Annotated in this window: 15 protein-coding genes; 7 read left to right on the top strand and 8 right to left on the bottom strand. The window is 70.6% G+C overall.

Annotated features, from left to right (window positions below; genetic code table 11):
- Positions 1–130: 130 nt before the first annotated feature.
- From ACZ4N4_RS19215 to ACZ4N4_RS19205, 3 genes are all read left to right on the top strand, one after another.
- Positions 131–2575 carry a SpoIIE family protein phosphatase gene (locus ACZ4N4_RS19215; RefSeq protein ID WP_467590114.1) on the top strand — a complete coding sequence of 815 codons (2445 nt, stop codon included), beginning with the start codon at positions 131–133 and terminating at the stop codon, positions 2573–2575.
- A 147-nt stretch (positions 2576–2722) separates the two neighbouring features.
- Positions 2723–3079, top strand: a complete 357-nt coding sequence (locus ACZ4N4_RS19210) for a PRC-barrel domain-containing protein (protein WP_467590111.1) — start codon at positions 2723–2725, stop codon at positions 3077–3079.
- Positions 3080–3111: 32 nt separating this feature from the next.
- Positions 3112–3282 carry a hypothetical protein gene (locus tag ACZ4N4_RS19205; RefSeq protein WP_453568050.1) on the top strand — a complete coding sequence of 57 codons (171 nt, stop codon included), beginning with the start codon at positions 3112–3114 and terminating at the stop codon, positions 3280–3282.
- 3 nt (positions 3283–3285) lie between these two features.
- Here ACZ4N4_RS19205 and ACZ4N4_RS19200 read toward each other — a convergent pair whose 3' ends face one another.
- Positions 3286–3621 carry an STAS domain-containing protein gene (locus ACZ4N4_RS19200; protein WP_453568052.1) on the bottom strand — a complete coding sequence of 112 codons (336 nt, stop codon included), beginning with the start codon at positions 3619–3621 and terminating at the stop codon, positions 3286–3288.
- A gap of 268 nt (positions 3622–3889) precedes the next feature.
- A complete protein-coding gene (locus ACZ4N4_RS19195; RefSeq protein ID WP_351703529.1) occupies positions 3890–4324 on the bottom strand; it encodes a MarR family transcriptional regulator in 435 nt (144 codons plus the stop codon).
- Between the two features lie 201 nt (positions 4325–4525).
- On the opposite strand from ACZ4N4_RS19195, the gene ACZ4N4_RS19190 reads away from it, so the two are divergent.
- Positions 4526–5701: a PP2C family protein-serine/threonine phosphatase gene (locus tag ACZ4N4_RS19190; RefSeq protein WP_467590106.1), complete on the top strand. Its 1176-nt coding sequence runs from the start codon at positions 4526–4528 to the stop codon at positions 5699–5701.
- 289 nt (positions 5702–5990) lie between these two features.
- Here ACZ4N4_RS19190 and ACZ4N4_RS19185 read toward each other — a convergent pair whose 3' ends face one another.
- From ACZ4N4_RS19185 to ACZ4N4_RS19170, 4 genes are all read right to left on the bottom strand, one after another.
- Entirely contained in the window at positions 5991–6497 is a 507-nt protein-coding gene (locus ACZ4N4_RS19185; RefSeq protein ID WP_467590103.1) for a MarR family winged helix-turn-helix transcriptional regulator, read from the bottom strand.
- A 296-nt stretch (positions 6498–6793) separates the two neighbouring features.
- The gene (locus tag ACZ4N4_RS19180; RefSeq protein WP_467590100.1) at positions 6794–7279 is read right to left on the bottom strand and encodes a lipocalin-like domain-containing protein; all 486 of its coding nucleotides are present in this window, start codon (positions 7277–7279) and stop codon (positions 6794–6796) included.
- 74 nt (positions 7280–7353) lie between these two features.
- Complete coding sequence (locus tag ACZ4N4_RS19175) at positions 7354–8931, bottom strand: aldehyde dehydrogenase (NADP(+)) (protein ID WP_467590097.1); 1578 nt, start codon at positions 8929–8931, stop codon at positions 7354–7356.
- Positions 8928–9557, bottom strand: coding sequence for a cysteine hydrolase family protein (locus ACZ4N4_RS19170; RefSeq protein WP_467590094.1), 630 nt, complete (start codon positions 9555–9557; stop codon positions 8928–8930). The genes ACZ4N4_RS19175 and ACZ4N4_RS19170 overlap by 4 nt, the downstream gene beginning before the upstream one ends.
- Positions 9558–9725: 168 nt before the next feature.
- On the opposite strand from ACZ4N4_RS19170, the gene ACZ4N4_RS19165 reads away from it, so the two are divergent.
- Positions 9726–10328, top strand: a complete 603-nt coding sequence (locus ACZ4N4_RS19165; RefSeq protein ID WP_453568063.1) for a TetR/AcrR family transcriptional regulator — start codon at positions 9726–9728, stop codon at positions 10326–10328.
- 204 nt (positions 10329–10532) lie between these two features.
- On the opposite strand, the gene ACZ4N4_RS19160 is transcribed toward ACZ4N4_RS19165, so the two are convergent.
- Positions 10533–11753, bottom strand: coding sequence for a metallophosphoesterase (locus ACZ4N4_RS19160; RefSeq protein WP_467590090.1), 1221 nt, complete (start codon positions 11751–11753; stop codon positions 10533–10535).
- On the bottom strand, positions 11750–12235 hold the full coding sequence (locus tag ACZ4N4_RS19155; protein WP_467590087.1) for a hypothetical protein: 486 nt from the start codon (positions 12233–12235) through the stop codon (positions 11750–11752). Before ACZ4N4_RS19155 ends, ACZ4N4_RS19160 begins: the two co-directional genes overlap by 4 nt.
- A gap of 452 nt (positions 12236–12687) precedes the next feature.
- Between ACZ4N4_RS19155 and ACZ4N4_RS19150 the strand changes: the two genes are divergently transcribed.
- Both ACZ4N4_RS19150 and ACZ4N4_RS19145 read left to right on the top strand, forming a co-directional pair.
- A complete protein-coding gene (locus ACZ4N4_RS19150) occupies positions 12688–12852 on the top strand; it encodes a hypothetical protein (RefSeq protein ID WP_467590084.1) in 165 nt (54 codons plus the stop codon).
- Positions 12853–13055: 203 nt separating this feature from the next.
- Positions 13056–20198: a polymorphic toxin-type HINT domain-containing protein gene (locus ACZ4N4_RS19145; RefSeq protein WP_467590081.1), complete on the top strand. Its 7143-nt coding sequence runs from the start codon at positions 13056–13058 to the stop codon at positions 20196–20198.
- Position 20199 lies beyond the last annotated feature (1 nt).

Raw genomic sequence — 20199 nt, 5'->3', positions numbered from 1 at the left:
CGTCCACCAGCAGGCCGCGTAACGCCCCGGGGCGTCCCAGCCGAGAAACAGGCCCACCGTGAGTGATCTCCGCCCATCGCCCGAACCTCCCGAACCGCCCGGTTACGAAGACCAGGCGGGCGACCCACGCATGCCGGAAGGCATCGGCCCGGTGGGCGTCGAGCCGCCCGGCGTCGTCGAGAACACGCGGGGAGCCGCCACCGGTGAGCCGGACGAGCCCGGCCGGTCGTCCCCCCTCGGCAGACTGGCGGCGACCGTGGAGCGGCTGCGCCGCGAGGTGCGGGCGGCGCACGCCGAGGCCGACGGGCGTGCCCTGATCGAGCTGGCCAAGGGCATCCTGGTCGAACGGCTGAGCTGTGGCCCGGCGCAGGCGGCCCGGCAGCTGGCCGAACTCGCCGAGCAGGCGGGGGTGACACCTCTGGAGTTCGCGGTCGACGTCATCAACCAGGCCGCACGGGACCGGATGTCGGAGGTGACCGCCGCCTTCTTCGCGGCCACCGCCGTCCGTGCCGAGGCGGTCGACCCCGAGGACAGCCACTCGTCCGCCGTAAGGCTGCGGGCCGCCGAGAGCGGTGCGCTGGCCGCCCAGGACACCCAGGCCGTGGCCGAGTCCCTGCTGGAACATGCGCTGGCGCCCCTGGGCGCGGAGGCGGTCGCGATCTGGGCACTGGGCGCCGACGGCTCGCTCACCCTGGCGGGCAACGCCGGATTCTCCGCCGCCGAGGCCGGGCGCTGGCGGCATGTACCGCCGGGCGTGGCGACGGTGGGCCGCCGCGGCCTCGCCGAGCGCTCGGGGCACTGGATCCGCAGCCTGGCCGAGACCGGGCTGCCCTCCATCGGCCAGCACCACCATCCCGACGGCGGCCGGGTCGCCGTTGCGGCCGGCACCGGCGGGCGTATCCACGGCGTACTGGAGATCGTCTGGCCCGTGCCGCTGGACATGCCTCCCGCGCCGGTCGTCCGGCAGATCGAGGCCCTGGCCGCGCTGTGCGCGCACACCCTGGACACCGGATCCCCGGACCAGGCCCACGGCGACACCGGCCGGCCCGTCCTGCCCGGCGTCACCGAGCTGATGGACCTGGCCGACGGACTCCACGACCCCGCCCTGGTGCTCATTCCGCACCTGGACGCCGACCGCGACCTCGTGGACTTCCGCATCCACCATGTCAACAGCCGCTTCCTGGACCCCGGCGGCAGGCCACGGGCCGTCATCAACGGCGCCCTGCTGCTGGAGACCTATCCGATGGCCGCCGGGCACAGCGAGCTCTTCGAGCGGATCGAGCGCGTCTACGCCACCGGCGAGCCCTACCGCGCCCACCGCATGCGGCTCACCGCCCTGGTCGACGACGTCCCGCTGGCGGCGGTCGCCGACATCAACGTCAGCCGGCACGGCGGCTGCGTCCTGCTCATCTGGCGCATCGAGGACGAGACCGCCCGCCTGGCCAGCCTGCTCCAGCACGCGCAGCGGCTGGGCCGTGTCGGCGGCTTCGAGGAGAACCTCCTCACCGGCGAGATCACCTGGAACGGCCAGCTCTACCACCTCTACGGCAAGCCCGCCTCCGACGCCCCGGTGCCGCTGGAGGACCTGCCCGCCCATGCCCACCCCGACGACGCCGTCACCATCGGCCGCTTCCTGCGCACCCTGCTGCACCACCGCCGGCCCGCGTCCACTGCCTTCCGCCTGCAGCGCCCCGACGGCGTCACCCGCCATATCCGGTTGGCGGCCGAACCGGTCCTCGACTCCGGCGGGCAGCTGTACGTCGTACGCGGCGCCTACCAGGACATCTCCGCACACCACTGGACCGAGGTCGCTCTCGCCGCGACCCGCGACCAGCTCGCCCACACCGAGCAGCAGGCCAGCGAACGCAACCGGCTCACCCTCCAGCTCCAGCACGCCATCATGCCGCCCGCCCACGCCCCGCTGGCGGTCCCCGGGCTGGACCTGGCCGTGCGCTACCGGCCCGCGGAGACCCAGCACCTGGTCGGCGGCGACTGGTACGACGCGGTCGTGCTGCCGTCCGGGCTGGTGCTGGTTTGCGTGGGCGATGTCGCCGGGCACGGCATCGAGGCGGCCACCAGCATGGTCGTCCTGCGCAACGCGCTGCGCGGGCTCGCCGTGACCGGCGCCGGACCCGGGCAGCTGCTGTCCTGGCTGAACATGGTGACCCACCATCTGACCGGTTCCGTCACGGCCACCGCGGTGTGCGGTCTCTACGACCCCGACCGCCACACCCTGCGCTGGGCGCGGGCCGGTCATCTGCCGCCCGTGCTGGTCCGTGGCGGTGAGGCGGAGCCGCTGCCCCTGGTCCAGGGGCTGCTGCTGGGTGCCGTGCCCGAGGCCGGGTACCAGGAACACGAGGTCCAACTCGCCGTCGACGACACGCTGTTGATGTACACGGACGGCCTGATCGAGCGCCGTGACCGATCCGTGGAGGAGTCCCTGGCGCAGATGCTGACGACCGCGCGCATGGTTCCGCCGACCCTGGAGCAGCAGTTGGACCGCCTGCTGACCCACAGCAGATCCGACACCGACGACGACACCTGTCTCGTGGGCATCCGCGTGGCGCCGAGCTGACGGGCCGCCGCCGGGACGGGGGCCTCGGCGCTGCCGGCGTCGGGGGAGCGGCACTCCGTGGACGCACGGCGCGCCCTCGCGGTGGTTCGGCCCGGTCGACGGCGTCAACCGTGCGATCAGGGGTACCCGTCCCTACGGAGGTGTCAGATGTTCGAAGCAGGCGATATCCGGGAGTGGCGCGGTCACGACGTGGTCGACACCCACGGGCACAAGGTCGGAGTCCTGGAATCGGTCTACGTCGACACGGCGACCGACCAGCCCTTCTACGCCACCGTGACGGTCGGCCTGCCCACTCGTCGGCGCCTGGTCTTCGTCCCGCTCGCGAACGCGACCGTCGGTCCGGGCTATCTGAAGGTCGCCTACGACAAGGACACGGTCAAGAAGGCCCCCGCGATCGACACGGACGGCGAGCTGCCGGCCTCGCAGGAGCCTTCCGTCTTCGCGCACTACGCACTCGAGTACACCCCTGGCGCCGGCGGCGAGCGCCGACTGGCCCGCCGCTGACCCAGCGAAGCCGACGGTCGATAGGAGAGCCGATGAGCCTGTTCCTGCTTCTGATCCTCGTGGCCCTCGTCCTGGGCATCATCGGGTTCACCGCTCATGGGCTGTTCTACCTGCTGATCATCGGTGCGGTGGTGCTTCTCGCCGACCTCGTCTACGCCGCGGTCAGACTCCGGCACGCGGCACGGCACCGCGTGGCCCGCTGACCGTCACCTGCCGGTCTCGGTGATGGTGAACAGCCGGAAGGCTCCGGTGATCGTCAGGAGTCGGCTCACGGCCGGCCGCAGGGGGCCGATCAGCACCAGGTCGCGCCCGCTGGCCTGATGGCGCAGACGCGCCTCGATGAGGGCGTTGAGAAGCATGCTGTCGGCGAAGGTGACCTGCGTCAGGTCAACCGCCGTCACGGGCATCGCCGCACGATCGGCAGCCTCCCAGGCCTGTTCGAAACCGTCGGCGTCGGCGTAGTCGACATCGCCGCGCACGGTGATCACGAAGGTCTGCTCGTCGCGGTCGATATGCGCTCTCAGTTCGGGAGCCGCGGGCATCGCGCCATCCTTGTATCACGTTCAGTCTCGGGATTTACGAGACATATCGCACGGTTATCGCGGATCGCATCGGAACGGGGGTAGTCGGACAGGGTAAGCGCGACATCAGGAACTGTTGTCGTTTGACAATAATAGCCATGAAGCAACAGAGTAGCCGAGTCGGACGTACACGGGGAAGGACCTGGAATGTTCCGGTGGACGGGGGCCGCCCCCCATGCCGGTCGCCATCGTCAGGGAGCGGTGGCGGCACCGGTGCCGTACGGGTTGTTCAGGCGGTCCGGCTGTCGGACTCCGGGGCCTCGTCGGGTATCTGCGTCGCCGCGGTGGCGCAGAACGCCTCAAGCCCCTCCAGCAGGGCGACACGCTTGGCGGCGGGCATGTCCGCCAGCACCTTCTGGAGCTCGCTCTCCCGGCGGGCACGCAGATCGGCCAGGAAGGAGCGCCCCCGGCCGCTGAGATGCAGCCGTACCTCGCGTCGGTCCTCCGCGCCCACCATGCGCTCGATGAATCCCGCGGCCTGTAGCCGGTCGCACAGCCGGCTCGTGGACGGAGGAGTGGAGGCGAGGGACTCGGCGAGAGTGCGCAGATTGATGCCGTCGTGGTGCTCGAGGATGTGCAGCACCCGCAACTGGGAGGCAGAGGTAGGCGCGGTCGAGGCACGGCCCCACACAACTTCCAACAGCTCAACGGCCTTGGTGGTCACGCGTGCGACCTCATCGGGCTCTGGGCGGCGGCGGAAGGCAGTCACGATCACACTCTCGCAGGCACTGGGGCACCTTTCAGCCTACTAGGAGCCCCACCCCACACGGACCCCCCTCGGAACGACCGACGCGGCTCTCGCGAAGCCCCGCCCACTCGGCCGGGCCCGCACGTGGCCGGGAGAAAGAATGGTGCATTCCTCATTGTGAACAGATTCCAGACCGCTGAGCGTGCCCTGCGCACAGCGGCTCCCCACGCGTTGCTCGACGCCGTCCGCGTCGTGCTGACCGAGCAGTACGGCGCTGAGGCCGTCGAGCTCTTCATGGCCGACTACGGCCTGACAGCACTGCAGCCGGTGTCGGTGCGGCCGCACAACCTGGTGCCGGTGCCGGTGCACGGCAGCCCGGCCGGGCGGGCCTTCGGTTCGCAGGAGCCCTACTGCGAGGAGGGCCAGGACCGGCGGATGCGCGTCCACCTGCCGGTCAGCGTGCGCGGCGACCGGCTCGGCGTGCTGTCCGTGACGCTGCCCGCCGGCGAGGCGGCACGCGGGTACGTGTCCGAACTGGCCGAGATCGCCGATGTCCTGGCCCACGAGGTGCTCGTGGCCGAGCGCGACACGGACCTGTATCTCCAGGCCCGGCGCAAGGACCGGCTCACCCTGGCGGCCGAGATGCAGTGGCAGTTGCTGCCCGGTCGCTCCTGCACCCGGCCCGAGTACGACCTGGGCGGCCAGCTGGAGCCCGCCTACGCCGTCTTCGGGGACAACTTCGACTGGTCCGCCACCGCCGACCGTCTGATGCTGTACGTCACCAACGGCATGGGCGAGGGCATAGAGGCGGCTCTGCTGACCAGCCTCGCCATCAACGCCCTGCGCAACGCGCGCCGCGCCGGAATCTCCATCGCCGACCAGGCCGCCCTGGCCGACCAGGCCGTCTACGCCCACTACCGGGGCCACCGCTATCTGTCCGTCCTCATGTTCGACTTCGACCTGGACACCGGGCGGGTGAGTGTCGTGGACGCGGGCTCGCCGCAGCTCCTGCGGCTGCGCGGCGGGACTGTCGAACGCGTCCCCTTCGAGGCACAACTGCCCCTGGGCATGTTCGAGGAGACGGACTACGTGGCGCAGGAATTCGAGGTCGAGCCCGGAGACCGGCTCGTCTTCGTCAGCGACGGCGTCCACGCGGTGTACTCCCCGAAGGGCGAGGCATACGGGGAACGGGCGCTGGCCCGGGCCATCCACTCCACCCGGCTGCTGCCCGCCGCCGAGGTGCCCCGCGCCATCCTGCGCGAACTGGCAAGCCACCGGGGTGAGGCCGTCAGGGCCGAGGACGACGCCCTGGCCGTCTGTCTGGACTGGCGCGGGCGCCCCCGCCCGGCGTGACCCGGGAGGCGGGTTCCCGCCCGCTCCTGTGCCGCGCGAACGCCCGGCGGGACCGGCCGGCGACGGAGGGCCCGCTGCGCCGGCGCCCCCCGACCGCCGGTAGACGCCGTGCGCCGACGCGCCCCGGCCGCATGGCAGACGCCGTGCGCCGACGCGGCCCGACGGCACGGCAGACGCCGTGCGCCGACGCGCCCCGGCCGCACGGCAGACGCCCTCCTTCCGCGGTCCCGGCCGGTACGGCCGCCGGTCCAGGCCGGTACCGCCGTCGGGGCCGACGCGCCGGGTCCGGTCAGAGGTCGCTGTCGTGCCGATCGTGCCCCGTGCGGTCCTGGGCGGCGGCCAGAAAGCCCTGGAGCCCTTGCCGGAGGGCCTCCCGCGCGGCCGGCTCCATGGACCCGAGCACGACGGCCAGGGCGCGGGCTCTGTGCGAGGCCATCTCGTCCAGTACCCGGTGGCCTTGCCGTGTCAGGAGCAGTCGAACCTCACGCCGTTTGCGCGGATGCAGCACGCGCTCCAGCAGACCGGCCGCTTCCAGCCGGCCGCACAGCCGGCTGGCGGTCGGCAGCCCGATCTCCATGCCCACCGCCAGGGCGGTGAGGTTGAGGCCCGGCTCCTCCTCCAGGATCCGCAGTGCCCGCAGCTGGTGCGGCGACAGGCGCAGCTCCGTACTCTGCGCGGCGTCCGACCACAGGTGGGTCAGACAGTCCACCGCCTCGGCCAGTGCCGAGGCGAGGGGGAGCGGACCGTCGCGCGGTCGGCCTGATCGTTCGTCTCTGGAGCCACTGAGACCAGTCACGGAGGCATCGCTTTCCGAATCCCGCTGCCATTGCAGGTATCACCTATGCAAACGCCGTACCCGAAGAACCGGCGGGCAAGCACCCTCCGGCCGGCCCGGTCCGGTCATCGCCCCCGCGCCGTGCGGGTATTGGGCAGGCCCGCGCGTGCCACAGGGGGTACCGGCCCGGCAGTGGCCGCCGACTCGCGCACGCCTGTTCCGCATCGCCTTTTCCAGTGCTTTGGGTGCATGCGGCCCCATACCCCCGCACCGCGCCTGTCGCTGCACGGCGCGCGGTGCCCGTTGGCCGGCCCGCCTCAGGCCAGTCTGCTCCACGTGAGTTCGGCCGTGCGGTCCGCGCCCCACAAGCGGGTGGGGGTGGCGACACGGAGGGCGAGGAGCGGGCCGTCGAAGCTCACCCGCCGGACCTGGGACCGTCCGATCCAGTTCGGGAAGAGGCTGGTCGTGACGTGGTGCTCGACGGTGGCCGGACCGACGACCTCGAACGGGCCGCCGTAGGCGAGGTAGCCGGCCGCCGCCCGGGCCAGCTCGTCCGCCGCCGCGTCCTCAAGGCGTGCCGACCGCAGGGGCGGCCGGTCGCCGCGGCCCAGCTGGGCGGACATGTATCCCTGGGGGGTGTAGACGATCAAGCCGTACGGCGTGGGGCCGAGCGGGCTGATGACCTCCCCGTCGGTGCTCGTGGCGGTGTACGACACGAGTCGCCAGGCGCCGAGCAGCCTCTCGCGGACCTCGTCACGCGCCGCGCGTTCGTTCTCCGCCGCCGTTCGGTCGGATATGGACATGGCAGGGTCGCCTTTCGTTCCGGGGGAACGGACGGGCTCCGTCCGGGGAGGGCGGACGGAGCCCGTCCGGTTGGTCAGTGCTGGCCGGGTTCGCCGTCGACGAGCCGCCAGACGTGCAGCGGGTTCGCCTCGCGCAGTGGCTCCGGCAGGAGGTCGTCAGGGAAGTTCTGGTAGGTCACCGGACGGACGAACCGCTCGACCGCGCCCATGCCCACCGAGGTGAACCGGCTGTCGGAGGTCGCCGGGAACGGGCCGCCATGGGTGGCGGCGTGGGAGACCTCCTGCGGGATCGAGAAGGCGTTGAACACGATGCGGCCGGTGCGCCGCTCCAGGATCGGCAGGAGCCGTTCGGCCGCCGCGCGGTCGGCGGTATCGGCGTGCAGGGTGGCCGAGAGCTGTCCCCGGAAGGCGCGGGCCACCTCGAACAACTGCTCCGCACCGGTCAGCCTCACCAACAGGACCGCCGGGCCGAAGACCTCCTCGCGCAGGGCGGGTTCGGCCAGCAGTCGCTCACCGGTGACCTCGTACAGCAGGGACTGGCCCTCCCCGGCGCGGGCCGGTTCCGTTCCGGTGCCGATCAGGGTGGCGCCGCCGTCCTCCAAGCGCCGCGCGTTGCGGGTGTAGGAGTCGTGGATGCCGGGCGTGAGCATGGTCCGTGCGGCCGCCTTCCACACCTCGGCGGTCGCGGCGTCCCGCAGTTCCCGGAAGCCGGGCCCGTCGACGGCGAGGAGGACGGCCGGCTTCAGGCAGGCCTGCCCGACGTTGTACATGGCGCGCTGCGCCAGGCCTGCGCCGATCTCCGCGCCGCGGGCCGCCAGTGCCGCGGGCAGGACGAAGGTCGGGTTGACGCTGGTCATCTCGGTGAACACGGGGATGGGGTCGGGACGCCGCTGGGCCCGGCGGTGGAGGGCCATGCCGCCGCCCTCGGAGCCGGTGAAGGTGACCGCCCGGACCAGCGGATGGTCGACCAGCGCCTCGCCGATCTCGTTGCCGGCGCCGCGGACCAGGGAGAAGACCCCTTCGTGCAGTCCCGCCGCGGCGACCGCCCGCTGTATGACCCGGCCCTGGATCTCGGAGGCACCGGGGTGCGCGTTGTGGGCCTTGACGACGACGGGACAGCCGGCGGCGAGAGCGGAGGCGGTGTCGCCGCCCACCACGGAGTAGGAGATGGGGAAGTTGCTGGCGCCGAAGATCACCACCGGTCCCAGGGCCACCTTCTGCAGCCGGTGGTCCATGCGCGGCGCGGGCCGGCGGTCCGGCTGCGCGGTGTCGACGGCCGCCTGGAGGAAGCGGCCCGCGCGGACGACGTCGGCGAACTTGCGGAACACGCCGGCGGTCCGCGCCGCCTCGCCTTCCAGCTGGGCGGCCGGCAGGCCGGTCTCCAGCGCGGTACGGGCGGCGAGCTCGTCCTTGACCGCCTCCAGCCCGTCCGCGACGAGGTCGAGGAACGCGGCCCGCTCGGCGAGTGAGGTGTGGCTGTAGCTGTCGAAGGCGTCGTCCGCGAGGCGGACCGCGCGGTCGACCTCGGCCGTGCCGCCGAAGGCGAACTCCGGCTCGAGGAACTCCCCGGTGGCGGGGTTGAGCGCCTTCATGGTCCCGGCGGTGGCGGGCACCCGGGCCGCGCCGATCAGCAGGTCTCCGGTCAGGGTCATGCGTGCGCTCCCTCGAACGCGGCGGTGAGTTCGTCCGCGGTGGTGATGGCGTGGGCGTAGGTGGGGCCGTTCAGCTCGTGCGCGGCGTGCATCATCGCGGGCTCGAAGGCGGCGGTGGCGTCGCGCACCAGCGTCACGTGATAGCCGAGCTCCATGGCGAACCGGCCGGTGGACTCGATGCAGGTGTTCGCCAGGAGTCCGACCAGCACGACGTGGGTGATGCCGTGCTGCTTGAGCTGGAAGTCCAGGTCGGTGTTGGCGAACCCGCTCTGCGCCCAGTGCTCCGCGATCACGACGTCGCCGGCGTGCGGCTGGAAGTCGGGGTGGAACTCCCCGCCCCAGGTACCGCGGGCGAAGCTGTGCCGCTCCATGATGCTGCGCTGGGTGGGGTTGGGGTGCTCCCACGTCTCGTAGTCACCCGGCTCCCAGCGCCGGTGCGGGACGAACACCACGCGTACGCCCGCCGCACGGGCGGAGCCGACCACGGAGCGCAGGTGGTCCAGCAGGCCGATCTCGTGCGCCATGGACTCCAGGCGCGGCCAGATCTGGCCGCCTTCGGACAGGAAGTCGTTGTAGGGGTCGATCAGCAGAACAGCCGTGCGACGTGGGTCATAGGTCTGGGACATGAGTCCAGCTCCAATCTGGCTGATGATTGACATCCAGATTCAGGATTACGCCGGTCATCCTGAATGTCAAACGAATGCCCCCGGCACGTCTGCGAGGCGCGGGTGTATGATGACCGTCATCCAGTTGCGCGATGGCGCACGCGTCGATCCAGGAGAGGCAGGGTCGGTATGGGCCACTCGCAGGCGGAAAAGGCGGCGAGCCGCGAACGGGTCCTCCGGATCGCCTCGCGCAAGGTCCGCACCGACGGCGTCGGCCGCCTCGGCATCGCGGACCTCATGAAGGAGGCCGGACTCACGCACGGCGGCTTCTACAAGCACTTCGCGTCGCGTGACGACCTGGTCACCCAGGCCGCCGCCGCGGCCCTGGCCGAGGGCTCGGCGAAGATGGAGCGGGCCGCGCGGAAGAACGACCAGGACGCACGGGCCGGCCTTCTCGACGCGTATCTCGGGAAACAGCACCGCGACACACCGGCCACCGGCTGCGCCCTGGTCCCGCTCGGCGCTGCCGCGGGACGTGACGGCACCGAGGGCGACCTCCACCTCAAGGACGCCTACGAGCGGCAGGTCCGCGCGTACCTGGACCTGATCGCGGGCCTGGACGACGACGCCACGGACGACGCCAGGGCCGAGGCCATGCTCACGCTCAGCGCCATGGTCGGCGCCGTGCTCATGTCCCGGGCCGTGGCCGACGAGGAGCTCTCCGACGAACTCCTGGAAACGGTCAACGACCAGCTCAAGCGGCGCGCCGGCACCCTGCCTCCGACCGCCTGACGCGTCCGCGGGGCAGCACCCGTCGCGGAGGACCGTGGCGGAGGGACGGGGCGGGAACACGGTGGAAGCGCCCGGCGGTCGCTGCTCCGTACGCGGAGCGACCGCCTCCACCAGTGCGTCGGCGCCCGGTACGGAGCCCGAGCGGCTGGCCGCCTGGAGCTCCGAGCATCACACCGAGACCCGACGCCACCAGGACACGTACGGCTACGGCGAGGTGGGCAGGTGCGGGGAGCGGAGCACGAGCAGGGTGATCTCGCTGGGGGCGAAGACGCGGAACGGCGGGCCCCAGAAGCCGGTGCCGCGGCTGGTGTAGAGGAGGGTGCGGGTGCCGTGGTGGCTGAGCCCGGCGAGCGCGGGCTGGTCGATGCGGACCAGGTGGTGGAAGGGCCAGATCTGGCCGCCGTGGGTGTGGCCGGAGAGCTGGAGGTCGACGCCGTCGGCTGCCGCCCGGTCGACGAACTTGGGCTGGTGTGCCAAGAGCAGGACGGGCAGGTCGGGGTCGGCGCCGTCCAGAGCTCCGGCGAGATGGGCGCGGTGGCCTGCCAGGCCGGAGGACTCGGCGGTCACGTCGTCCACGCCGGCGACCACGAGGGTGTCGCCGCCGCGTTCGAGCAGCAGATGGCGGTTGCGGAGCGGCTCCCAGCCCAGCTCGTCCATCAGGTCGACCCAGCCCTGGGCCTCGGTGTAGTACTCGTGGTTGCCGGTGACGTACACCCGGGCCCGGGTGGCCCGCACGGTACCGAGTGGGACGGCCTGGGCGCGGCGGCGTTCGGCCGTGCCGTCCGCGATGTCGCCGGTGTGGCAGACCAGGTCGGCTTCCAGGGCGTTCACCGTCTCGCAGACCCGTGCCGACCAGCGGGCGCGATCGAGTGGACCGTAGTGGGTGTCGGTGATGAGGACGACGCGCAGGCCGTCCAACCCGGCGCCCAGTCGCGGGAGTCGCACGTCGAGCCGGCGCACGCGCGGCACGCGGCGGGCCTCGGCGTACCCCCAGGCGAGCAGCACGGCGGAGACGCCGAGGGCGGCCCAGGTGACGATTCGGGCCCGGTCCTGGCTCTCGCCGACGCCGGCCACGGTCATGGCGAGCCGCAACAGGACGCCGATCAGCACGGACCAGGTGAACAGAACCCAGCTGGTGCCCAGCAGGGTGTCACCGATGATCGCCGCCCGGTCCTGCTGGCGCCGGCCGTGGCCGCGCACCATCGCGAGCGGCATACCGATGAGGCCGAGGGCGAACAGGGCGGTGCCGACCAGCGTGACCGGCAGCGGCCAGTGCTGGCCGCCGTACAGGAGCACCCAGCAGGGCACGGCCCACAGCAGGACGGGGGCGATCAGGGGGATGTAGCGCATCAGGCGGATCAGTGGGTTCTGCCGCGGCGCTTGCGCCTCACCCTCGGCGGGCCGGGTGTTGCTGGTGTCGGTCACGCTTCCCCTCCCTGACCGGGCTGCCGTCTCGCGCACTGTATCCGGTCGCCCTCGGGCCTGGGGGGCATGCCCAGGTAGGAGTGGGTGGGGTCGGGCCAGGTGGTGGTGTTGGCGCTGCCGCGTGGCTGGCCGTAGGGGGTGTACTGCTGACGGGCGACCTGCTGGGTGGTGGTGTCCATCGCCAGGGAGGCGGTGCCGTGCGGGTCGTTGAAGAGATACTTCGTGCCTCCGCCCGCGAGACTGGAGCGAACGGCCGCAGGGGTACCCGAGCCGCCGTGGCTGTAGGTGCGGACGGCGCCGAGCAGGGTGTTGGGCGTCACGCCGGTGTTGACGATGATCTCGGTGTCGCCGGCGAACAGGGTGGTCTGGCCGGGATCACGGCGGATCAACTGGCCGCCGTCGGCGTCGTAGAGGTACTTGGTGGTGGGGCCGGCGCCTCCCGTGTCCACCTGGGCGAGGTGGTTCTCGTCCTCCCAGGTCAACGTCCGGCCGGGGCCGGTGGTGGGGGTGCGGGTGTGGAGGTTGCCGGTCTCGTCGTAGCCGAACCTGGTCGGGTTGGTGCCTCCCGTCGTGGCGGTGAGGGTGTGCGGCTGGGCGCCGGTGCTGTTGCAGCCGGTGGTGCAGCCGTCGGCGTAGGTCGTGGTGACGGTGGTGCCGGTGCTGCCGATGGCGTGGTCGACGCTCTGCTTGCGGTCGCCGACCGCGTCGTAGCTGAAGGACTGCCAGTACGAGCCGGCCGTGGTGGACAGGGTGCTGCTCGTCGGCGGGTCGGCCGCGTCCCGCGTCTGGGTTCACGGAAGTTGATATCCGTGGCCCCTGTCGTGGTGGAGCGTTTCCTGGACGAGTTGGAGGTCGACGGCGTCGGCCGGGGCAATCAGGTCAACATACTGCGCACCCTCAAGGCGATTCTGCGGGAGCCTACGACAAGGGGGCGATGGCGGACGACGTGTACCGGGTGCATGAGCAGATTCACTCCAACACGCACCGGCCAGCGAAGCTGAAGCATCGCAAGGCGGGGGGCAGGGAGGTGCCGCTGCCCCGCTCGGTACGGGAGGCGATCGAACGCTTCGCCGGATGGCAGTACGCAGTCCGTTTGTGACACATTGTGGTCAACTTGCGCTCTCCGCTGTGCACTTCCTTGGTATTTTCTCGGGAATCGCTTTACCTGACGGGCTGCTCGCAGGCCCTAGCGTGACCTCTCACGGGGGCTCGACCGATGTATGCCTCCTTTTGACATGCAATCAAATCGCCCTGTCTCCAAGGCAGTCGGGCGATTTGAAGCGGGGGAGGGGAACACTCGTCGTGGGGCGGACTACGAGGTGGAGACGCGGCTGGGCGGCCTGGGGTGCCCAGAGCGTTCGGCGCACGGCAGTGGTGGCGGTCGGCGTCCTGGTGGCGGGCCTGCTGCCCGCCACCGTCGCCGCAGGGACCCCTTCGGAACAGGGGCGTGTGCCGGCCCCCGCCGTTCCGCGTGGCAAGCTGATCCCTTTCACTCATGCCAAGCCCAAGCCGGTCCACGCCCCTGAGCGGTTCAAGCACTTCGATCCCACGGGACATGCGAAGCTGCCCACGCCGGCCCGTGCAGTGGTGACCCTCCCCACCGCGGTCGCGCCCGTGGGGGTCAGGGCACCCCAGGTGCGGGCGGGTGCCACGCCCGTCCTGCTCGGCGCGGCAACGGGTGCGCGGCCGGGTTCCGCCGCCATCGTCGGCTCGCAACGTGTGCGGGTCACGGTGCTGGACCAGAAGACCGCGCGCTCTGCCGGGGTCCACGGCATGCTGTTCACCTTGCAGCGCATCAGCCCAGGCGGTGGAAGGGGCGCGCTGCGGGTCGACGACTCGTCCTTCCGCTACGCGTTCGGCGGCGACTTCGCCGCCCGCCTGCACTTGGTAAAACTGCCTGCCTGTGCGCTGACCACGCCGAAGCTGGCCAAGTGCCAGGTCCAGACACCCGTGCGCACCACCGCGGGGACCCCGCTGTCCGCTCAGGTCGCCGTCGTCAGCCCGGGGGCGGCGACGCCGAATGCAGCGGACTCCTCCCGGTCGGTGGCCGCGCCTTCCGGCGCGGCGGTGGTCATGGCCGCGACCGCCGGCGCATCGGGCGGCGCCGGGGACTACGCGGCGACCAGTCTGTCGCCGGGCGGCTCCTGGTCGACCTCGGGGAACACCGGCGCGTTCACCTACAGCTATCCGATCCCGGTACCGCCGGCGATCGGTGGCGCGGTCCCGAACGTCGATCTCTCCTACAGCTCATCGAGCCAGGACACGCGGACCGAGGGGACCAACAACCAGTCCTCCTGGCTGGGCGACGGCTGGGCCTCGACCGAGAACTACGTCGAGCGCACCTACAAGTCCTGCAAGGACGACTCCTCGTCCGGAGCCCCCGACAACGACGGCGACCAGTGCTGGGCGGGACAGATCCTGACCCTGTCACTGAACGGCACATCCACCGACATCGTCTACGACGACTCGGCCAAGACCTTCCGCCCCGCAGCCGATGACTCCACCACCAAGATCGAGGACCTGACCGGTGCCACGAACGGCACCGCGAACGGGGAGTACTTCAAGGTCACCGAGGGGGGTGTGCAGTACTTCTTCGGCCGTTCCCGGCTGCCGGGCTGGTCCAGCGGCAAGGACGAGACCAAGTCCGTGTGGACCGAGCCGGTCTACCACGCGCACAGCGGGGTGTCCGCGTGCCCGGACAGCACGACCTTCGCCGACACGGCCTGCACGCTGGGCTACCGCTTCAACCTGGACTACGTCGTGGACACTCACGGCAACGCCACCGCCTGGTACTACAGCCCGGAGACCGGCTACTACGGCGCGGACGCCAAGAACGACGCGGTGTCCTACGTCCGCGGCGGCACCCTGTCGCGCGTCGACTACGGTATGACGTCCTCGACGATCTACTCCGGTACAGCCCCTGAGCAGATCCTGTTCGACACCGCCGAGCGCTGCATAGCAGGTACCCCGGCCGGCAACACCTGCGCCGACAGTCAGTTCACCCCCGCCAACGCCGCGTACTGGCCGGACGTACCGGTGGACCTGAACTGCACATCGGGCTCCACGAACTGCACCAACCACGGCCCGAGTTTCTGGTCACGCAAGCGCCTGACGGCCATCACCACGCAGATCCAGACCGGCGGGACCACCAAGCAGGTCGACAAGTACACCTTCACCCAGTCCTTCCCCGACGGCGGCGACCACGCCCCCACCCTGTGGCTTGACTCCGTCCAGCACACGGGCCTGGACACCCTCGGCGGGGCTTCGGGCAGCACCTCGACTCCGGCGGTGAGCTTCGACCCGCCGCTGCAACTGCCCAACCGGGTCGGCACGATCCCGCAGATGCCGCTGATGTACCACGACCGCATCCAGACGGTCACCAACGAGACCGGCGCACAGACGACGGTCACCTACGACCGCCCGAACTGCTCCAGCGCCCCGGCCAGCGACCCCGACGACCCCAATGACGCGGCGGCCAGGACGTTCGCGTCCACCAACACGCTCTCCTGCTTCCCGGTCTACTGGACCCCGGACGGGCAGCCCGCGCCGTGGATGGACTGGTTCTACAAGTACAAGGTCACCTCGGTCGTCACCACCGACCCGCACAACTCCTACCAGGACGGCACCCAGCCCGAGCTGGAGACCGACTACGCCTACAAGGGCAACCCCGGCTGGCACTACGACGACAACGAGCTCGTCAAGGCCAAGAACCGCACCTGGGGCCAGTTCCGCGGCTACCCGGAAGTGGACGTCACCACCGGTGACCCGAACGTCTTCCACAAGACGAACGGTGTCGATGTCCACGACCAGAAGACCCTGACCAAGACGTACTACTTCCTGGGCATGAAAGGGGACACCCTGCCCGGCGGCAAGACCCGCTCGGTTCCCGACCTGACCAGCCAGGACGGCACCACCGCCACCGTCGCCGACGACGACGTCCTGGCGGGGCAGACGTTCGAGACCGACACCTACGCCAGCGCCACCGGCAGCCTGGACAAGGCCGTAGTCTCCGTGCCCACGGTCATCGGTCCCACCGCGACCCGAAGTCGCAGCGGCGTGCCGGACCTGACCGCGCAGATGGTCCGCCCCGCCAAGTCGCTGACCCGGCAGAAGGTCTCGTACGGCTGGCGCAGGACCGAGAGCGACACCTTCTACAACACGACCCTGGGCAAGTCGACCACCGGCATGCCGGTGCAGGTCGACGACCGGGGCGAACCCACCGACAGCGCCAACGTCGCCAAGTGCACCTTCACCCGCTACCTCACCGGTACCCCGTCGACCCAGGTGCTGCCCGCCGAGACCATCACCACCGCGCAGGACTGCTCCAGCGCCGGTGCCACGCCCAGCGGCACCCTGATCTCCGACACGCGTACGTCGTACGACACCAACGGCTTCGCCTACGACGGCGACGGGCAGCAGAATCCCGCCCTGCCCACGACCGGTGACGTCACCCTCGTCCAGCAGGCGTCCGCCGCGAGTGGCGCCACCGCGACCGCCTTCGTCGACCAGACCGCCACCAGGTACGACTCCTACGGCCGCGCGACGAAGGTCACCCGGACCCCGAAGTCCACCTCGCCCGACGGCAAGAGCCTCGCCCAGACCGTCTTCACCTCCTACACCCCCGCGAGCGGCGGACTGCCCACCGGCAGCACGACCGTCACCCAGGTCACGCCCGGCGTGGACTGCTCCGCGGTCACCGTCTCCTCCAAGGACTGCCGGCTCTCCGGCACCACCCTGGACCCGGCCAGGGCCCTGACCACCGCCAACACGGACGCGGCCGGCCTGCTGACCTCACTGACGTACGACGCGCTCGGCCGCACGACCGGGGTGTGGCTGCCCAACGAGAGCAAGGCCGGCGGCGCGCCGGCGAACATGACCTACACCTACACCCTGTCCAAGTCGGCGCCTTCGGTGATCGCGTCCAACACGCTCCTGGACGGGGGAGGCTACAAGACCGCCGAGACGCTGTACGACGGGTTGCTGAGGCCGCTCCAGACTCAGGAGACGGCGGAGAACTCCAGCACCACCGTCTCGGACACCCAGTACGATTCGCACGGCTGGAAGGTCGTCACCAACAACGCCTACAACGTGGGCGGCGATCCCGGCAACGCCCTGGTCTCGGTCTCCCAGGTCTCCATCCCCGACACCACCGTCACGGACTACGACGGGCAGGGCCGGGCCGACCTCGTGACCGAGGAACACGACGGTGCCAAGACCTGGACCACAGAGACCGCCAGCACCGGGGACAGGACCACCGTCCTGCCCGCCAAGGGTGGCGTGGCCACGGCCACGGTGGTCAACGCCCGCGGTCAGACCACCGAACTCGACCAGTACACCACCCTGCCCAGCCTGAGCGGCTCGGCCGCGGCTGGCTTCACCGTGACCGGCGGAACCACCTCGGCCACCGCCTACGGCTACAACGTCGCCGGCCAGCAGACCCGGGTCACCGGCCCCGACAACACGGTGTGGACGTTCGGCTTCGACCTGCTGGGCCGCAAGAAATCGCAGAGCGACCCGGACGCGGGCGCCAGCAGCTACGGCTACGACGACGCGGGCGACCTCGTCTCCACCACCGACGCCAGGCAGGTCGAACTCGACTACACCTACGACCTCCTGGGCCGCAAGCTCACCGCCACCGACCACTCGAAGTCCGACTTCGAGTTCGCCTCGTGGGCCTACGACACCCTGCGCATCGGCCAGCCGACCTCCTCCACCCGCTACGTCCAGGGTGTGACCGGCGGCTACACCGTCGCGGCCACCGGCTACACCACCCTCGGCAAGTCGACCGGCACCAAGATCACCCTGCCCGACTCCGAGGCGCCGCTGCCGTCGACGTACACCACGACCTACACCTACACCACCCGGGACCAGCTGCCGGCGACGCAGACCGACCCGCGCGTCCAGGGGCTGAACAGCGAGACCGTCACCTTCGGCCATGACGCGCTGGGCAACCCGACGAAGACGAGCAGCAGCATCAACACGTACGTCGCCGGGACCGTTTACACGAACTACGCCGAACCCTCGCAGGTCACGTTCGGCGCCTCGACCAACCCGGCGTGGGCCACCTACAGCTACGACGACCAGAGCCGCCGTCTGTCCGAGCGGGTGATCTCGCGGACCCAGGCGCCGGGACCGACGGTCGACGACACCAAGTACGCCTACGACGCCTTCGGCAACCCGACGTCCACGACCGACCAGCAGTCGGAGACCGGTAACACCGTCACCGACCAGCAGTGCTACAGCTACGACACCCTGGACCGGCTCACCGACGCCTGGACCGCCAACGACAACTGCACGGCCAACCCGCCCACCGGCACCACCCTCACCACGACACCGGGCTCCTACTGGCAGTCCTTCGGCTACGACGCCATCGGCAACCGCCACCAGAGCGTCGACCACGCCATCGGCGGCTCCGGCACCACCGCCACCACCACTTACGGCCACGGCTGCACCGCCAACTGCAACCGCACCGGCGCCCAGCCGCACACCCTCACCGCCACCACCGGCGGCACCAACCCGACCGCCTTCACCTACGACGAAGACGGCAACCTGCACACCCGCACCCCCACCACCGGCCCCGGCCAGACCCTGACCTGGGACGACGAGAGCAGACTCGCCCAGGTGGACACGGGTGGCGCCAGCCCCACGACCACCAAGTACCTCTACGACGCCGACGGCAACCAGCTCATCCGTCGCGACCCCGGCCAGACCACCCTCTTCACCGGCGACACCCAGATCGTCGTCAACACGAGTGTCACCCCCAACGTCCTGCTCGGCGGCGTCCGTACCTACAGCCACGGCGGCTCCGGAATGCCCGTGGCCGTGCGCTCCACCCTCCCGGGCGGCGGACTGAAATACCTCTTCAGCGACGCGCACGGCACGGCGACGCTCGCCATGGACGCCACCACCCAACAGATCGCCCGCCAGCAGTACACCCCCTACGGACAGCCGCGGACCAGCGCCAACACCACGGCCTGGCCCGACCCCACCCGCTCCTACCTCGGTCAGCCACAGGACAAGAACACCGGCTACACCGACGTCGGAGCACGCAAGTACGACCCCAGCCTCGGCAGCTTCATCAGCGTCGACCCGGTGTTCGAGGCCGGCAATCCCCAGGAACTGGGCGGTTACACCTACGCCGCCGACAACCCCATCTCCGGCAGCGACCCGACCGGTCTCGAATCGTGCTACCCGCACTTCTGCTCGGGCACCAACGGCACGTACGGCACCTACAAGTCGCACAACGACCCCGCGGCACCCGACTACGACGGGACCAGCTACGACGCGCCTGGCGACGAGGGCTACCTGCCGCCGATGAAGTACCTGAAGCAGTTCAACTCGGCGCATCCGATACCCACCGTCCGGATGATGATCGGATACGGCACGTACCGACCGGACATCTCCCCGGTGAAGAACGTCGAAGTCTACTTCCGTGAACGGTGCACCGGTGAAGATCTTCTCTGGACCAGTTCCTGCCAGGGGTTCTCGACGTTCTATCACCACTGGGACGACGTCCAGGACATCCCGAGCAACCCCTGCGAGGCGGTGAGCCTCTGCCAGTCGCTCGGCGACCTGGCCGCGGGCATAGCCCTCGAGGCCGCGATGGAGGGCGTCCCCCTCTGCAGCTTCGATTCCAAGACACCGGTGCTGATGGCGCACCGGAAGACGAAACCGATAGGCAAGATCAAGCCGGGTGACCGCGTGGAGAGCGCCGACCCGGAGAACGGCAGGCACCGCGGACTCCGCACCGTCACCGCCCGGCTGGTTCACCATGACCACGATCTCGTCGACGTGACGGTGCGCGGCTCCGACGGCCACAGAGCCACGCTGCACACCACCGCGCGTCACCCCTTCTGGGACGGCACGCTCCACGCCTGGGTCCGTGCCGGCGAACTCAAGCCCGGCCACGTCCTCAACACCGCCGCCGGCCACCACGTCCGCATCGACACGGTCCGCGCTCGCCCCGGCGCCGCGGACATGTACAACCTCACCGTCCGGGAACTCCACACGTACTACGTGATGGCCGGAAACGTGCCGGTGCTGGTGCACAATTCCTGCGGCAATTCCGAGCACGCGGAGGAGTGCTACTGCAACTGGGGGCAGCCCGCCGTTCCGCGCGGCAAGGCGGCCGGTGTCGCCGCCGAGAGCGAGGCTGCCTGGGGGGCCGCGGCCCGTGGGGAGACGGCCGAGGACATGACGGTCGGTTCCGACGAGTTCACCAAGCACGCCGTGCAACGCCTGATGGACCGTGACGTGGATAGAGACACCGCCATGGCCGTGATGGAGAGAGAGCCTTTCGGCTACGTCTACGAAGGTCAGAGTAAGATCGGGTATTACGACCCGAAGTCCAAGATATTTGTTGCCAAAACCATCGATGGCAACGTGAATACGATCATCATCGATGTCAAGCCGGACTACATCGCGCGTCTCAAGGAGGGCCGCTGAA

The sequence above is a fragment of the Streptomyces sp. NPDC026538 genome (genome assembly GCF_055567535.1).
The sequence above is the reverse complement of the archived record's forward strand: the minus strand, read 5'-3'. Positions and strand labels throughout refer to the sequence as shown.

Excerpts from the sequence above, each read along its gene's own strand:
- ACZ4N4_RS19170 (WP_467590094.1), bottom strand. The coding sequence starts at position 9,557 with ATGTCCCAGACCTATGACCCACGTCGCACGGCTGTTCTGCTGATCGAC.
- ACZ4N4_RS19200 (WP_453568052.1), bottom strand. The coding sequence starts at position 3,621 with ATGCCCGCGGCTCCCGAACTGAGAGCGCATATCGACCGCGACGAGCAG.
- ACZ4N4_RS19165 (WP_453568063.1), top strand. The coding sequence starts at position 9,726 with ATGGGCCACTCGCAGGCGGAAAAGGCGGCGAGCCGCGAACGGGTCCTC.
- ACZ4N4_RS19175 (WP_467590097.1), bottom strand. The coding sequence starts at position 8,931 with ATGACCCTGACCGGAGACCTGCTGATCGGCGCGGCCCGGGTGCCCGCC.
- ACZ4N4_RS19180 (WP_467590100.1), bottom strand. The coding sequence starts at position 7,279 with ATGTCCATATCCGACCGAACGGCGGCGGAGAACGAACGCGCGGCGCGT.
- ACZ4N4_RS19150 (WP_467590084.1), top strand. The coding sequence starts at position 12,688 with ATGGCGGACGACGTGTACCGGGTGCATGAGCAGATTCACTCCAACACG.
- ACZ4N4_RS19210 (WP_467590111.1), top strand. The coding sequence starts at position 2,723 with ATGTTCGAAGCAGGCGATATCCGGGAGTGGCGCGGTCACGACGTGGTC.
- ACZ4N4_RS19215 (WP_467590114.1), top strand. The coding sequence starts at position 131 with ATGCCGGAAGGCATCGGCCCGGTGGGCGTCGAGCCGCCCGGCGTCGTC.
- ACZ4N4_RS19205 (WP_453568050.1), top strand. The coding sequence starts at position 3,112 with ATGAGCCTGTTCCTGCTTCTGATCCTCGTGGCCCTCGTCCTGGGCATC.